This is a genomic window from Poseidonibacter sp., assembly GCF_041821165.1.
GTDB lineage: Bacteria > Campylobacterota > Campylobacteria > Campylobacterales > Arcobacteraceae > Poseidonibacter.
This window is the reverse complement of record NZ_JBGUES010000043.1, coordinates 1-14562: the sequence shown is the minus strand read 5'-3', so window position 1 is coordinate 14562 and position 14562 is coordinate 1. Positions and strand designations below refer to the sequence as shown.

At 28.0% G+C, this 14562-nt stretch carries 14 protein-coding genes; 10 read left to right on the top strand and 4 right to left on the bottom strand.

All coding sequences use genetic code 11. The annotated features are described in order from the left end of the window. Together lysS and ACERKK_RS05380 are read right to left on the bottom strand one after the other, a co-directional pair. Window positions 1–1468, bottom strand: a 1468-nt coding sequence (lysS, locus tag ACERKK_RS05385) for a lysine--tRNA ligase (RefSeq protein ID WP_373772056.1), incomplete at its 3' end; no start/stop codon positions are given. A gap of 39 nt (window positions 1469–1507) precedes the next feature. Then, window positions 1508–2227 carry a CvpA family protein gene (locus ACERKK_RS05380; RefSeq protein WP_373772055.1) on the bottom strand — a complete coding sequence of 240 codons (720 nt, stop codon included), beginning with the start codon at window positions 2225–2227 and terminating at the stop codon, window positions 1508–1510. A gap of 104 nt (window positions 2228–2331) precedes the next feature. Here ACERKK_RS05380 and ispG point away from each other — a divergent pair, with 104 nt between their 5' ends. From ispG to ACERKK_RS05365, 3 genes are read left to right on the top strand one after another with little or no spacing between them, the layout of a single operon-like run. Further along, on the top strand, window positions 2332–3393 hold the full coding sequence (gene ispG, locus ACERKK_RS05375) for a flavodoxin-dependent (E)-4-hydroxy-3-methylbut-2-enyl-diphosphate synthase (RefSeq protein WP_373772054.1): 1062 nt from the start codon (window positions 2332–2334) through the stop codon (window positions 3391–3393). Continuing rightward, window positions 3393–4832, top strand: a complete 1440-nt coding sequence (locus ACERKK_RS05370; RefSeq protein WP_373772053.1) for a replicative DNA helicase — start codon at window positions 3393–3395, stop codon at window positions 4830–4832. Before ispG ends, ACERKK_RS05370 begins: the two co-directional genes overlap by 1 nt. A 49-nt stretch (window positions 4833–4881) precedes the next feature. Then, window positions 4882–5283 carry a type II secretion system protein gene (locus ACERKK_RS05365; protein WP_373772052.1) on the top strand — a complete coding sequence of 134 codons (402 nt, stop codon included), beginning with the start codon at window positions 4882–4884 and terminating at the stop codon, window positions 5281–5283. A gap of 6 nt (window positions 5284–5289) precedes the next feature. On the opposite strand, the gene ACERKK_RS05360 is transcribed toward ACERKK_RS05365, so the two are convergent. Continuing rightward, window positions 5290–6099, bottom strand: coding sequence for a DNA ligase (locus ACERKK_RS05360; RefSeq protein WP_373772051.1), 810 nt, complete (start codon window positions 6097–6099; stop codon window positions 5290–5292). 148 nt (window positions 6100–6247) lie between these two features. Here ACERKK_RS05360 and ACERKK_RS05355 point away from each other — a divergent pair, with 148 nt between their 5' ends. The 7 genes from ACERKK_RS05355 to ACERKK_RS05325 all read left to right on the top strand — a co-directional run bounded on the left by ACERKK_RS05355 (window position 6248) and on the right by ACERKK_RS05325 (window position 13713). Then, on the top strand, window positions 6248–7618 hold the full coding sequence (locus ACERKK_RS05355) for a phosphomannomutase/phosphoglucomutase (protein WP_373772058.1): 1371 nt from the start codon (window positions 6248–6250) through the stop codon (window positions 7616–7618). Window positions 7619–7760: 142 nt separating this feature from the next. After that, window positions 7761–8318, top strand: coding sequence for an adenine phosphoribosyltransferase (locus ACERKK_RS05350; RefSeq protein ID WP_373772057.1), 558 nt, complete (start codon window positions 7761–7763; stop codon window positions 8316–8318). Window positions 8319–8330: 12 nt separating this feature from the next. Next, window positions 8331–9539: a tryptophan synthase subunit beta gene (gene trpB, locus ACERKK_RS05345; protein WP_373772050.1), complete on the top strand. Its 1209-nt coding sequence runs from the start codon at window positions 8331–8333 to the stop codon at window positions 9537–9539. Between the two features lie 11 nt (window positions 9540–9550). Further along, window positions 9551–10273, top strand: a complete 723-nt coding sequence (locus tag ACERKK_RS05340; RefSeq protein WP_373772049.1) for a DedA family protein — start codon at window positions 9551–9553, stop codon at window positions 10271–10273. Further along, window positions 10263–11681 (top strand): leucyl aminopeptidase, encoded by a 1419-nt coding sequence (locus ACERKK_RS05335; RefSeq protein WP_373772048.1) that lies wholly within the window; start codon window positions 10263–10265, stop codon window positions 11679–11681. The genes ACERKK_RS05340 and ACERKK_RS05335 overlap by 11 nt, the downstream gene beginning before the upstream one ends. 34 nt (window positions 11682–11715) lie before the next feature. Beyond that, window positions 11716–12819, top strand: coding sequence for a redox-regulated ATPase YchF (gene ychF / locus ACERKK_RS05330; RefSeq protein WP_373772047.1), 1104 nt, complete (start codon window positions 11716–11718; stop codon window positions 12817–12819). Window positions 12820–12894: 75 nt separating this feature from the next. Beyond that, window positions 12895–13713 carry an HDOD domain-containing protein gene (locus tag ACERKK_RS05325; protein WP_373772046.1) on the top strand — a complete coding sequence of 273 codons (819 nt, stop codon included), beginning with the start codon at window positions 12895–12897 and terminating at the stop codon, window positions 13711–13713. Between the two features lie 74 nt (window positions 13714–13787). Here the strand turns inward: ACERKK_RS05325 and ACERKK_RS05320 are convergent. Beyond that, window positions 13788–14562, bottom strand: a 775-nt coding sequence (locus ACERKK_RS05320) for a Fic family protein (protein WP_373772045.1), incomplete at its 5' end; no start/stop codon positions are given.

Sequence of the window (14562 nt, the reverse complement as noted above, 5' to 3'; positions counted from 1 at the left end):
CTGGGAATAATAATACATCTCTAATAGAATGCTCATTTGTAAGCATCATCACAAGTCTATCAATTCCAATTCCTTGACCAGCACATGGAGCCATTCCATAAGATAAGGCATTTACAAAATCTTCATCCATTTCATGTGCTTCATCATCTCCACCACTATCTTTAGCAGCCATTTGTCCTTCAAATCTTTCTAATTGATCTAATGGATCATTTAATTCAGAGAATGCATTTGCAATTTCTTTTCCTGCAATAAATAATTCAAATCTATCAGTTAAATGAGGCTTTTCATCATTTCTTCTTGCAAGTGGAGAAATTTCAACTGGATATTCTGTAATAAAAGTAGGGTTAATTAATTTATCTTCAACATACTCATCAAATAATTCACCTTGTAATTGTCCAAGATTCATTTTTTCATTTACTTCTACATTTGCAGCTTTTAAATATGCAATGATTTTATCTTTATCTTCAACAATATCAGCTGGAACATTACCAATTTCAATTAATGATTGAATTAATGGAATTTCACTAAATTTAGTAAAGTCAATTTCGAAATCACCATAAGGTAAAACTGTTGGTAAGTCTAAATGTTCAAATAAATATTCAAAGTACTCTTTTGTTAAAGAGATTAAATCTTTATATGTTTTATAAGCCCAGTAAAATTCAATTGAAGTAAATTCAGGGTTGTGCGTTGCATCCATACCTTCATTTCTAAAACATCTATTAATTTCAAATACAGCTTCAAATCCACCAACAATACATCTTTTTAAGTATAACTCAGGTGCAATTCTTAAGAATCTATCAACACCTAAGGCATTATGATGTGTTGTAAATGGTTTAGCATTTGCTCCACCTGCAATTGGGTGCATCATAGGCGTTTCAACTTCTAAGAAACCTTTGTTTTCAAAGAATCTTCTTGTTAATGAAATAACTTTTGATCTTACATGGAATGTTTTTCTAACTTCACTATTCATAATTAAGTCAAGATATCTTTGTCTGTATCTAAGCTCTTTATCTTGAATACCATGATATTTTTCTGGTAAAGGTGATATTGCTTTTGTTAGAATTTTAATATTATGAACATGAAGTGATAATTCACCTTTGTTTGTAACAAAAGGGTAACCTTCAACTTCAATAATATCTCCAACTTCGATATTTTTCTTAAAAATATCATTATAAAAACCTTCAGGTAAATTATCTCTTGCTACATAAACTTGTAAAAGACCACTTTCATCTTCAATTTTTAAAAAAGATGCTTTTCCCATAAGTCTGAAAAATTTAATTCTTCCAGCAACTGTATAGTGTCTTTTTTCATCTCTTTTATCTTCTTTTTGGAAAATATCACTATTTACATTTAAGTACTTTGAAATAGTTGTATTTCTTGAACATTCGTTTGAATATGGATTAATTCCTATATCTCTTAATTTATCAGCTTTTTCTATTCTTTGTTGTATGTATTTGTTTTCAAACAATATTTAATCCCTTAATTTTAATTCTACTATATAATTTTACTATTTTGTTTGCTCAGAAATTGAGTCTTTTGTTTCATTGAACTTTTGTTTTACTTCATCAATGATTTCTTCTTTTACAGATTCTGTTACATCATTTACAGTTTGTTGGATATTTTCTTTGATTTCACTTGTTGTTTCTTCTAGTTTTTTAGAACTTGATTCTTTATCTGATGTTATATCTTTAGTTGTATCTACTACTTTATCAACTGTATTACCAATTTCATTTGTAATTGTAGATGTATCTAATTTAATAATATATGAACCAACACTTAATAAATGAGGCATTACTATTGAATTTTCAGTTTTTTTAGCAATAGCTTTTTTAAATGATTCTATTTGGTATATTGAATGAGCAATAACTGAGAAAATTAAAAATACTTTTGCAGCACCAAATACAAATCCAAAGATTCTATCAAATATTCCTAATCCACTTGCAGAGAAAATTTTACTTACAATTACACCTAGAACATATACAAACATCCAAAAACCAACAAGTGCAATAATAAAGCCAATTAGTTTTATAGTTGTTTGATTTTCTAATGCTAATAAAGGTGCAATTAAATCACCAATATCTTTAGATACTCTTGATGCAAAATAAATAGCTCCAATGATACCAATGATTCCAAAAACTTCTTTTATAAGTCCTTTAAATAGACCCTTTAATCCCAAAACTAGTGTAATACCAATAATCACCATATCAAAAACAGTAAAATCTTGCATAAATTTCCTTCACATAATATCGCAAAGTATATCTAATCTTTTCAAAAAAAAAGTTTAAAAAAACAAATGTGTTAAATTTAATCTTTTTTAGATAAAATCACATCATGATAAAAAGATACCCAACAAAACAAATATTCGTAGGAAATGTACCAGTTGGTGGTAATGCACCAATTCCTGTACAATCAATGTGTTTTACAAAAACATCTGATATTGAAGCTACTGTTGAGCAAATTAGAGCATTACATTTTGCAGGTGCAGACATAGTTAGACTTGCTGTTCCAAATAAAGAAGCTGCTCTTGCTTTAAAAGAGATAAAAAAACAAGTTGATTTACCAATTGTTGCTGATATTCATTTTCACCATAAGCTTGCATTAATAGCAGCAGAAGTAGTGGATTGTATTAGAATTAATCCAGGTAATATTGGAGATAAAAAAAGAGTTCAAGAAGTAGTAAAAGCTTGTCAAGAACGTAATCTTCCAATTAGAATTGGAGTGAATTCAGGATCTTTAGAAAAACAATTTGAAGATAAATATGGTCAAACTCCAGCTGGTATGGTTGCTAGTGCTGATTATAATATTAAGTATTTAGAAGATTTAGGTTTTACAGATATAAAAGTTTCTTTAAAAGCATCTGATGTTCAAAGAACTGTTGAAGCTTATAGAACTTTAAGACCAATGAATAATTATGCATTCCATTTAGGTGTTACAGAAGCAGGAACTCAATTCCATTCAACTATTAAATCATCTATTGCTTTAGGTTCATTATTACTTGATGGTATTGGTGATACTTTAAGAGTTTCTATGACTGGTGAATTAGAAAAAGAGATTGAAGTAGGTCGTGCAATTTTAAAAGATGTAGGAATTGAAAAAAAAGGTTTAAATATTGTTTCATGTCCTACATGTGGAAGAATTGAAGCTGATTTAGTTACAGCAGTTGCAGAAGTTGAAAGAAGAACAAAACATATAACTACACCTTTAGATGTATCAGTTATGGGTTGTGTTGTAAATGCTATTGGTGAAGCAAAATCAGCTGATGTTGCTATTGCCTTTGGTAAAGGTTCTGGATTAGTTATGAAAAAAGGTGAAATAATAGCTAAGCTTTCTGGTGATGAATTAATTAATAGATTTATTGAAGAAGTTGAATTAGAAGTTGAAAAAAGAAAATAATGGATAGCATTTATAGTATAAATATTGAAAGAGCAGTTCTAAGTTCAATTTTATTTAATCCTGAGGAACTTGAAGAAGTTCTAGGAATGATAAAATCCAAAGATTTTTATTTGCCAGCGCATAAAAAAATCTTTGAGGTTATGGTTAAACTTCATGATGATGGCATGCCAATTGATGAAGAGTTTATTAAAAAAAGAGTTGATTCAAAAGATGTTGATGACTCTATATTAATAGAAATATTATCAGCAAATCCTATTACAAATACACTAGCTTATGTTAGAGAAATAAAAGATGGCTCTGTAAAAAGAGAACTAGCAACACTTGCAACTACAATTAAAAAAGTTACTTTAGAAGAAGAGGTTAGTGGAAATGATGCCTTAGATACTATTCAAGGTGAACTTTATAAAATTTCAACAGATAGTGCAACATCAGAACTTAAAGATATGAATCTTATTACAAGTGATACAATTTCATATATTGAAAGAATGAAAAAACTTGGAAATAAACATCTTATTGGTGAAACAACAGGTTTTGATGCACTTGATAAAAAAACAACTGGATTTAATGAAGGTGATTTAATTATTATCGCAGCACGGCCTGCTATGGGTAAAACTGCGTTAGTTTTAAATATGGCTTTAAAAAATGTAGAAGCTAATAAAGGTGTTATTTTCTTCTCACTTGAAATGCCTGCTGAACAACTTATGCTAAGAATGTTAGCGGCAAAAACATCAATTCCTTTACAAAATCTTAGAAAAGGTGATATGGATGATTCTCAATGGTCTAATTTAAGTGGGGCATTAGATGATTTAAATACTAAAAAACTTTTTGTAGATGATGGTGGAAGTATAAATATTAATCAACTTCGTGCAAGAGTAAGAAAGCTAGCTCAAAATTCTGATAATAATATTTCATTAGTTATCATCGATTATTTACAGCTTATGCAAGGAACTGGAAATAAAGATAGGCATCAAGAAGTATCTGATATTTCAAGAGGTCTTAAAATGCTTGCAAGGGAAATGAAAATTCCTATTATTGCTTTATCTCAGTTAAACAGGGGACTAGAGAATCGTCCTGATAAAAGACCAATGCTTTCAGATTTAAGAGAATCTGGTGCAATTGAGCAAGATGCGGATATTATTATGTTTGTGTATAGAGATGATGTATATAAAGAAAGAGATGAAGCACGAAAAGAAAAAGAAGCAAAAGATAAAGGTGAAGAGTATCGTTCATCATTTGTAAATAAACCAGTTGAAGAAGCCGAAATTATTATTGGAAAACAAAGAAATGGACCAATTGGAACAGTAAAACTAGATTTCCATAAATCTTTAACAAAATTTATTGATAAAGAAGATAATATGAATTCTCCTATTGAAACTGTCTTTGAAATAGTAGCAGATACAGAAAAAGAGACAAATATCGATATACCTGATATATTATAAATATTATTATGATATAATTCTTTAGATTATTAGATTTGAGGAATTTATCATGAAAAAAGCATTTTCTTTATTAGAATTAATTTTCGCAATAGTTGTATTAGGTGTAATTTCATCTTTTGCTATTCCTAAGTATTTAGATACAAAAGATTCTGCTGTTGTTTCTACAATTAAAAGAGATATTTCCACAATTACTACCTCTGTTCAAACCTACTATTTAATAAATAGAAAAATCGATAAAATAAGTGATGCTTTAAGTATAAATGAATCTAATTGGCAAGTGGAAGATACAAAATTAACTTTTTTTGAAGGTTCTCAAGAGTGTTTAAGTCTAAGTATTAAAGAACAAAATGGTTTAAAAGTAATCGTGCAAAATATAAAGTCTGATATAGGAAAAATATGTGATAAATTATCAGCTGAAGGAATTACTTTTAGAACTTTTGAATTATATTAATTAGTATTACTCTTTTTTTCTAATTCTTAAAAAAGAAGCAAATTTTGGTTTTAGATTTTTTGTTAATCCATAATATTTAAAAGTTACAATATCATTAATCTTTGGATGATTTATTTTTTCTTCTTTTGTAAAACCATTTCCTAAATTAAAAACTACATTATTTGACATTTTTAGAACTAAACTTTTAAATTTATTATTTTTATAATTAATTTCGATTACTTTTGCTTCAGCATCATTGAAATTTTTAACTTTTAAAATATTAGAACTTCTACCACTAAAATATTGAAGGTCTGGATTTTTTAGCATTAGACCTTCTGCTTTTTGATTTATTAACTTTTCTAAATATCTATTCATTTTTATTTTATTTTCACATTTAATTTGAGGAATTATTTTAATATATTTATTTTTATGAAGTTTATTCCAAGTTTTAATTTTTTCTAATCTTTGTAAAAAATCCCCTTTTGTATTTGGAACTTCAAAAATATTATAAGTGATTTGTTTCCATTCTCTACTAGGAATTTTATCTAAAACTATACTTTGAATATTTTCAAAATCTCCTATTTTTGTATATAGTTCTCCATCTAATTCAAATATTGGAAAATTTTTAGTAAACCATTTGGGAGCATAAATTTTATTGCCATTTTTACTAAGTAGTTCTTTGCCATTCCAATATGCTCTTATTCCATCTAGTTTTTCACTCATATACCAATTTTTTATTTCATGTATTTCATCATTGTATGTATTTGCTTTTTGAAGATCAATAGCAAAACAGTTTGTAAAAAATAGTCCTAAAAGTATAATTATTTTTTCTTTCATTTAATTGCCTTTTATTAAAATACTATCATTATAATAATTAAATAATATGTTTTAAATGCAAAAAATAAATTTATTTTTAAAACATACTAAATATAAAAAATGATACTATACAAAAAATTATTAATATTAATTAGGAGATATGAATAACATGAGTGCATCAATATTTAGAGAATATGATATTAGAGGTATTTTTCAAGAAGAATTAAATGAAAATATTGTTAAAAAAATTGGTTTTTATTTTGCAAAAGAATTATTAAAAAAAGTACCAACAGCTAAATATATTGCAGTAGGTTTTGATGCAAGAGTTCATTCTCCTATATTAAAAGATTGGTTAAGTTCAGGAATTAATAATGCAGGATTATTAGTACTTGATATGGGATTAGTTCCAACACCTGTAAACTATTTTTCAAATTTTCAAGAATTTGATGGATTGAAATCAGATGGTTCTATAATGATTACAGGTTCTCATAATCCACCTGAATATAATGGTTTTAAAATCACAATAGATAAAGAGCCATTTTTTGGTGAACAAATTTATGCCTTAGGTAGAGATATTTTAGCTGATGAAAGTGTTATTTCTGATAATACAAAAACTACAAAAATTGATGCTAAAAATAGATATATTGATTTTATTGTGGATCACTTTAAAGATTTAAAACTTACAAATAAAAAGTTTGTTTTTGATTGTGGAAATGGAGTTGCAGGAGTTGTTTTAAGAGAAATATTAGATAAGTTAAATATTAAACACCATATACTTTTTGAAACTCCTGATGGAACATTCCCAAATCATCATCCAGATCCTAGTGATGAGCATACATTAATCGATATTAAAAAAGAGCTAGATTCAGGTGAATTTGATTTTGGTTTTGCTTATGATGGTGATGCTGATAGAATTGCATTACTTTCACCTACAAATAATTTCAAAGGTGATATCTTAGCAATATTCTTTTCAAGGTTTATTGATAATCCAACAGTAATTGGTGAAGTTAAATGTACACAAATTATGTATGATATTATCAACTCTTATGGTAAAGCTGTAATGTATAAAACAGGGCACTCAAACTTAAAAGTAAAAATAAAAGAATTAAATGCATCTTTTGCAGCTGAAGTTTCAGGACATCTATTCTTTAATGATAGATATTTTGGTTATGATGATGCAGTTTATGCAACATTTAGAGCATTAGAATTAATAGATAATAATTTTGACTTTGATAAAGAGTATGAAGAATTACCAAAAGTATTTTCAACACCTGAAATAAATATTACAGTAACAGAAGATACAAAATTTGTAATTATTGAAAAATTAAAAGAAGCATTAGCTAATCCTGATGATAATTTCCCAAAAATAAAAGATATTATTACAGTTGATGGTGTTAGAGTTATTTTTGATAAAGGTTGGGGATTAGTAAGAGCTAGTAATACTACTCCAAAACTTGTTACGAGATTTGAAGCAGATACTCAAGAAAATGCAAAAGTTTATGAAACAGCTTTAATGGAATTATTTGAAAAAATAAAATAAACATCTTAAAAATATTTAAATCTCCAAAATCATGGAGATTTAAAAGCATCTTTTTTACTCTTCTTTTAAAATAAAATAAAATCATAATAATTTTTTCGATAAAATAAAAGACTTATGATAACAACTATTCATGTAAGGAACTATTTTGCAGCAAAAAATATTAAATGAAGATGATAAAAAAATACTATTAGAATCTATTCGAGATATAAAAGACTTTCCAAAACCAGGAATTATATTTAAAGATATAACTACACTACTTAACAATAAAGAAGCATATAAGCTTCTAATGAATCACTTAGAAGATAGATACAAAGATTATAATTTAGATTATATTGCAGGTATCGATTCAAGAGGTTTTATATTTGGAGCTGCACTTGCTGATAGATTAGGCATTGGCTTTGTTCCTGTTAGAAAAAAAGGAAAATTACCTAGTACAACTGTATGTGAAAAATATGAATTAGAGTATGGATTTGATGAAGTAGAATTACATCTTGATGCATTTAGAGATCAAAAAGATGCAAGAGTATTATTAATCGATGATATTATTGTTAGTGGTGGAACTGCTTATGCAGCTGCTAATTTAATAAATAAATTAAATGTAAATCTAGTTGAAATGTGTTTTTTAATGGATATTGAATTTTTAGAAGGTTCTAAAAAATTAGAAAAAGTAGCACCTGTTTATTCTGTGCTAACTATTTAAAAGGAAAAGATAATGAGTGATTACATCCCAAAAGCAAGTGCCTTTGATCCTGATACTAAAGGACAATTTGGTATTTTTGGTGGTCAGTATGTTCCTGAAACATTAATGCCAATTTTAAGAGATTTAGAAGCTGAATATAAAAAATATAGATTTGATAAAGAGTTTTGGGCTGAAGTAAATGCTTTATTAAAAGATTACGTAGGTAGAGAGAATCCTTTATATTATGCAAAAAATATTTCTGAAGAAATAGGTGCAAAAGTTTATTTAAAAAGAGAAGATTTAAATCATACAGGTGCTCATAAAGTAAATAATGTAATTGCTCAAGGTTTACTTGCAAAAAAACTTGGAAAAACTAAAGTTATTGCAGAAACAGGTGCTGGTCAACATGGTGTTGCAACTGCTACTATTTGTGCGCTTATGGGTTTAGAGTGTACAATTTTTATGGGTGCAAAAGATGTTGAAAGACAAGAACTAAATGTTTTTAGAATGAAACTTTTAGGTGCAAAGGTTGTTGCTGTACAAAGTGGAAGTAAAACATTAAAAGATGCAATGAATGATGCAATTAGATATTGGGTTACAAATGCTAGAGATACATTTTATATAATTGGTACAGTTGCAGGTCCTCATCCTTATCCTATGATGGTTAGAGATTTTCAAGCTGTAATTGGTTATGAAGCAAGAAAACAAATCTTAGAAAAAGAGAATAGACTTCCTGATTATGTTGTTGCATGTATTGGTGGTGGATCAAACGCTATTGGTATTTTTTCTCATTTCTTAGAAGATAAGGAAGTTACTTGTGTTGGTATTGAAGCAGGTGGTTTAGGTATTGAAACTGATAAACATGGTTGTTCACTAGAAAAAGGAACTCCTGGAGTTTTACATGGACAATGCTCTTACCTTTTACAAGATGAAGATGGACAAGTTATAGAAGCACACTCAATTTCAGCAGGACTTGATTATCCTGGAATTGGACCTGAACACTCTTTTCATAAAGATAATAAATCAGTTTCGTATGACTCAATAACAGATGATGAAGCACTTGATGCATTTGTATGGCTTAGTAGAAAAGAAGGAATTATTCCTGCTTTTGAAAGCTCTCATGCTATTGCATATTTAAAAAAGGCAAAAGATAAGTTAAAAGATAAAATTGTAATTATAAACCTTTCTGGTCGTGGAGATAAAGATATGATTCAAGCAAAAAGCTTACTAAATTTTGATTAGATAGGAAAAGTATGGAACAATTCTTTAAAAAAATACAACCACACTCAGGAAAAATACTAGCAATTATAGTTGTAGTATTTTTCTCTTTCTTAGCTTATAATTTATATTTAGCTCCTGTTGATGGATTTGAAAATAAATTTGTTTATTTACTTAAAGAATATGGTTATATAATACTGTTTGCATGGGGAATGCTTGAAGGTGAAGCTGGTTTAATTATGGCTGGTCTTTTATCGCACACTGGTGATATGAATTTATATATTGCTATTTTTATTGCAGGACTTGGTGGTTTTGCAGGAGATCAAGTTTATTTTTATATTGGAAGATTTAATAAAAGTCATGTTCATAAAACATTTAGAGGGCAAAGAAGAAAGTTTGCTTTAGCTCATTTACTTTTACAAAAATATGGATGGCCTATAATCTTTGTACAAAGATATATGTATGGAATGAGAACTATAATACCAATTTCAATAGGTCTTACAAGATATAGTGCAAAAATGTTTGCATTTATAAACTTAATATCTGCATGGTGCTGGGCTGCTATTACAATTGTTCCTGTTTGGTATTTTGGAGAAGAGATATTAAAAGTATTACACTGGGCAAAAGAGCATTGGTATTTTGTAATTCCAATTGCATTAGGATTTGGTGGAAGTATTATTTATTATTTTAATAAAGCAACAAAAAAAACAGAAAAAATAAAAAAAATTGATAAAAAGAAAGGTAATTATGAAAATTAGATTAATTGAAAAAAGTATTAAAAAAATCAAAACTGATATAGAAATTATTTTATTAAATGATATTGATGATGCAGAAGATAGAAAATTATTAGAAAATCTTGATTTTAAAGCAGTAGATGAATCTTGTGTTTTATTAGGTGATTTAAAAAAAATATATGTAGCTTACGAAGATGAAAGTTATGATAGTTTTGCAATTGCTATTGCTACAGGAATTAAAAAATTCCAATCAACAAATTTTACAAGTGCTAAATTAAATTTAGTAGATTGTAAAAATGAACAATTAAAAGCGATTGTAGAAGGTTCATTTTTAGGTGCTTATACTTTTGATAATTATAAATCAAAAAAAGATAATAAAAATAAACAAGAACTAAATATTGTTGTAAAAGAAAAAACAAAAGAACTTGAAGCAATTTTTGAATCTTCAAAAATCATTTCAAAAGCAGTAAATAAAACAAGAGATATGGTAAATACAGCACCTGCTGATTTCTATCCAGCTGTTATGGCTGATTTAGCAAAAGAATTAGCTCTTGATTGTGGAATTGATTGTAAAGTTTATGGTGAAAGATATTTAGAAAAGAATGATATGAATGCTATGCACAGTGTAGGAATTGCATCAATTCATGAATCAAAATTAATTCACTTAACGTATAAACCTGCAAATGCAAAGAAAAAGATTGTATTAGTTGGAAAAGGTTTAACGTATGATTCAGGTGGATTATCACTTAAACCTGCTGATTATATGGTAACAATGAAATCTGATAAATCAGGTGGATGTGCTGTATTATCTACTCTTTGGGCAATTGCTAAATTAGGATTACCATATGAAGTACATGGAATTGTAGGGGCTGTTGAAAATATGATAGGTGGAGATGCTTATAAACCTGATGATATTTTAAGAGCAAAAAATGGTAAAACAATAGAAGTAAGAAACACAGATGCAGAAGGAAGACTTGTTCTTGCTGATTGTTTATGTTATGCACAAGATGAGATAGAAGATATTGATTATATTTTTGATTATGCAACATTAACTGGTGCTTGTGTTGTTGGAGTAGGGCAGTATACAACTGGTATTATGGGAAATAATGAGATTTTAAAAAGAAATGCTGTTTTAGCTGCTTTAAAATCTGGTGAATACGCAACTACTTTAGACTTTAATAGATTCTTGAAAAAAACTATCAAATCAGAAATTGCAGATATTTCAAATATTGCAAGTACAAGATATGGTGGAGCTATTACAGCTGGATTATTTTTAGATAATTTCGTATATGAAGAAAATAAAGAGAAATGGATTCATTTTGATATAGCAGGACCTGCATTTGTTGAAAAAGCATGGGGATATAATCCTTATGGTGGAAGTGGTGCTGGTGTAAGAATGACAATTGGTTTTTTACAAAACTTAAATAAATAAAACAAAAAAATTAATATAAGAAAAAAGGATAAAAATGGGATTAGGTGTAGGAATAGTAGGGTTACCAAATATAGGAAAATCAACAACTTTTAATGCTTTGACAAAAGCGCAAAATGCAGAGGCACAAAATTACCCATTTTGTACAATTGAACCAAATAAAGCGATTGTTCCAGTACCTGATAAAAGACTTGATGCCTTAGCAAAAATTGTAGTTCCTGATAAAATTCAACATTCAACTATTGATTTTGTTGATATTGCTGGTTTAGTTAAAGGTGCTTCAAAAGGTGAAGGTTTAGGAAATAAGTTTTTATCTAATATTAGAGAAGTTGAAGTTATTTTACATATGGTAAGATGTTTTGAAGATGAAAATGTTGTACATGTTGAAGGTGGAATAGACCCTTTAAGAGATATTGAAATCATTGAAACAGAACTGATTTATGCTGATATTTCTCAAGTTGAGAAAAAATGCGATAAATTAAAAAAAGAATCAAAATTTGATAAAGCAGCAGCTGCTAAATTAGAAGTTGCAAGTGCATTATTATCTCACTTAGAAGAGTTAGAACCAGCGAAATCATTTGAAGATAGAGATAATGAACTATTTATTGAATTAGATAAAGAATTAAGACTTTTATCAAATAAAGATGTTATTTATGGTGCTAACGTTGATGAAGATTCTTTAGCAGATGGTGGAAATGCCTTAGTAGATAGAGTAAAAGAACATGCTGCTTCTGTAAATGCTGATGTTATTGTATTATGTGCTAAAATTGAAGAAGAATTAGTTGGTTTAGATGATGAAGAAGCACAAGAGTTTTTAACTGATTTAGGTGTTGAAGAATCAGGATTAGAGCAAATTATTCATAAAGCATTTGATAAATTAGGTTTACAATCATACTTTACAGCTGGAAAAGTTGAAGTTAGAGCATGGACTATCAAGAAAAATACTAAAGCTCCACAAGCTGCTGCTGTTATTCATAATGACTTTGAAAAAGGATTTATTAAAGCTGAAGTTATCGCATATGAAGATTTTGTTGCACTAGGTGGTGAAGCAAAATGTAAAGAAGCTGGAAAGTTAAAACTTGAAGGTAAAGATTATGTTGTTCAAGATGGAGATGTTATGCACTTTAGGTTTAATGTTTAAAAATAGGGCGAATTAGTCCTATTTTTAAAATTATCTTATGTTATAATTAAAAATTATTTATTACAAGGAATTGCTATGACTACTGCTATTTTAGAAAAAATTGAATCATTACCACCATTACCAAAAACAATAATTGAAATTGAAGAGTTTAGAAAAAAAAGTGAAAAAGAGATTTCAGAATTAGTTGAAATAATAGAAAAAGATGCTTTAATTATTTCAACTTTATTAAAAATTTCAAACTCTGCAATGTTTGGTTTTAGATCAAAGGTTGAAACACCAAGTAGAGCTATTGGTTTACTTGGAATAAACTTTACAATATCAATTGCAATAGGTGGTTCTGTTCAAAACCTTTTAATGGTTAATTTAGATCCTTATGGAATAAATAGTGATGATTTTATGAAAGCATCAAATTTATCATCAACACTAGTTAGTTTATGGGTATCAAAAATTAATTTCGAGTTAAGAGATGAATTATTATTACCTGCATTATTACAAGAAACAGGTAAGTTTATTCTTGCTGATGTTATTTTAACTCAAGGTAAAGCAGATGAGTTTAAAGAAAAAATTGCAAATGGTGAAACAATTGCTAATGCAGAAAAAGAACTTTTAGGAGTTACTACATCTGAGATTACAGCAAAAATATTTAAACATTGGAAATTAAGTGATCATCTTACAAATTTAATTGAAAATGTTGATAATATTTCTAAATGTGATGAATCAATAAAATCAAAAGTGCAAATTTTAGATGTAATTAAAACAGCATGTAATATATCTAATCCATTAAGTGAACAGAGTGTTCAAGAAGCTATCTCTAAAGCAAAAAGCTATGGTTTAGATACAAAACCTTTAGCTAAAGCAATTGAGACATTACAAGATAGATTATTAGACGAATAAGTCTAATAATTTAAGTTATCTCTCCATTGATTAAATATGTAATGGGGATAATATTTAACTTAAATTGTGTTCTTTTATGCCTTTGGAAATAATTCTGGAATGATTTCAGATGCAAAGTGTGAATTAAATCTGATTCTAATTGGACTTTTAGGCTCATTAGAAGTCAAATAAAGCCTCTCCTCTAATTCTTTTACTATTTTAATAGCAGTAGGCTTCGTAACACCTATAATGTCTTTAACGCTGTTTCTTGGGATCTCTCCTTGAAGTAATAATGCTTGGAAAATTATTTCACTATGTTTTGGTAGAGGTTTTACGTTTAAATACATATCTTTTCTTGAGAACTCAACATAACTTGCTATCCTCTTTGAAATTAAATCCATTCTAATTACACTTGACATATATTTAACTTGATCAAGAGCAGTATCAAGCATAAAGTTTAAAAAGTACTCAAGACCTTTTAGAGATAGTTTGCCTCTTCCATCATTATACCCACCTCTATAAATCTCATCAGCTTTAGTTAGTGCTGTAAAGTAATCATCTTTTTGTCTTGCAAGTCCTCTTGATAGATTCCATAATCCGTAACCATCTAAGCCTATTTTTTGAAGTAAGTAGTCAAGGAATAGTCTTGATATTCTTCCGTTTCCATCATAGAAAGGGTGAATATAAACTAATCTGTGATGAGAACACAATGAATAGATAAGTTTCATTGTTTGACTCTCAAATTTACATTGATTGTAAAGAGTTTCAAACTCATTAAAGTAAGAGCTTATTTCATCAAATTCTGGTGCAATGTGTCCACCTACTTCAACATTGCTTTGTCTAAATTCTCCTGGAATCATAGAAACTTTT

What these genes read in the sequence shown, in the direction of transcription:
- ACERKK_RS05380 (WP_373772055.1), bottom strand. Translation starts at nt 2,227, where the DNA reads ATGCAAGATTTTACTGTTTTTGATATGGTGATTATTGGTATTACACTA.
- ispG (WP_373772054.1), top strand. Translation starts at nt 2,332, where the DNA reads ATGATAAAAAGATACCCAACAAAACAAATATTCGTAGGAAATGTACCA.
- ACERKK_RS05370 (WP_373772053.1), top strand. Translation starts at nt 3,393, where the DNA reads ATGGATAGCATTTATAGTATAAATATTGAAAGAGCAGTTCTAAGTTCA.
- ACERKK_RS05365 (WP_373772052.1), top strand. Translation starts at nt 4,882, where the DNA reads ATGAAAAAAGCATTTTCTTTATTAGAATTAATTTTCGCAATAGTTGTA.
- ACERKK_RS05360 (WP_373772051.1), bottom strand. Translation starts at nt 6,099, where the DNA reads ATGAAAGAAAAAATAATTATACTTTTAGGACTATTTTTTACAAACTGT.
- ACERKK_RS05355 (WP_373772058.1), top strand. Translation starts at nt 6,248, where the DNA reads ATGAGTGCATCAATATTTAGAGAATATGATATTAGAGGTATTTTTCAA.
- trpB (WP_373772050.1), top strand. Translation starts at nt 8,331, where the DNA reads ATGAGTGATTACATCCCAAAAGCAAGTGCCTTTGATCCTGATACTAAA.
- ACERKK_RS05340 (WP_373772049.1), top strand. Translation starts at nt 9,551, where the DNA reads ATGGAACAATTCTTTAAAAAAATACAACCACACTCAGGAAAAATACTA.
- ACERKK_RS05335 (WP_373772048.1), top strand. Translation starts at nt 10,263, where the DNA reads ATGAAAATTAGATTAATTGAAAAAAGTATTAAAAAAATCAAAACTGAT.
- ychF (WP_373772047.1), top strand. Translation starts at nt 11,716, where the DNA reads ATGGGATTAGGTGTAGGAATAGTAGGGTTACCAAATATAGGAAAATCA.
- ACERKK_RS05325 (WP_373772046.1), top strand. Translation starts at nt 12,895, where the DNA reads ATGACTACTGCTATTTTAGAAAAAATTGAATCATTACCACCATTACCA.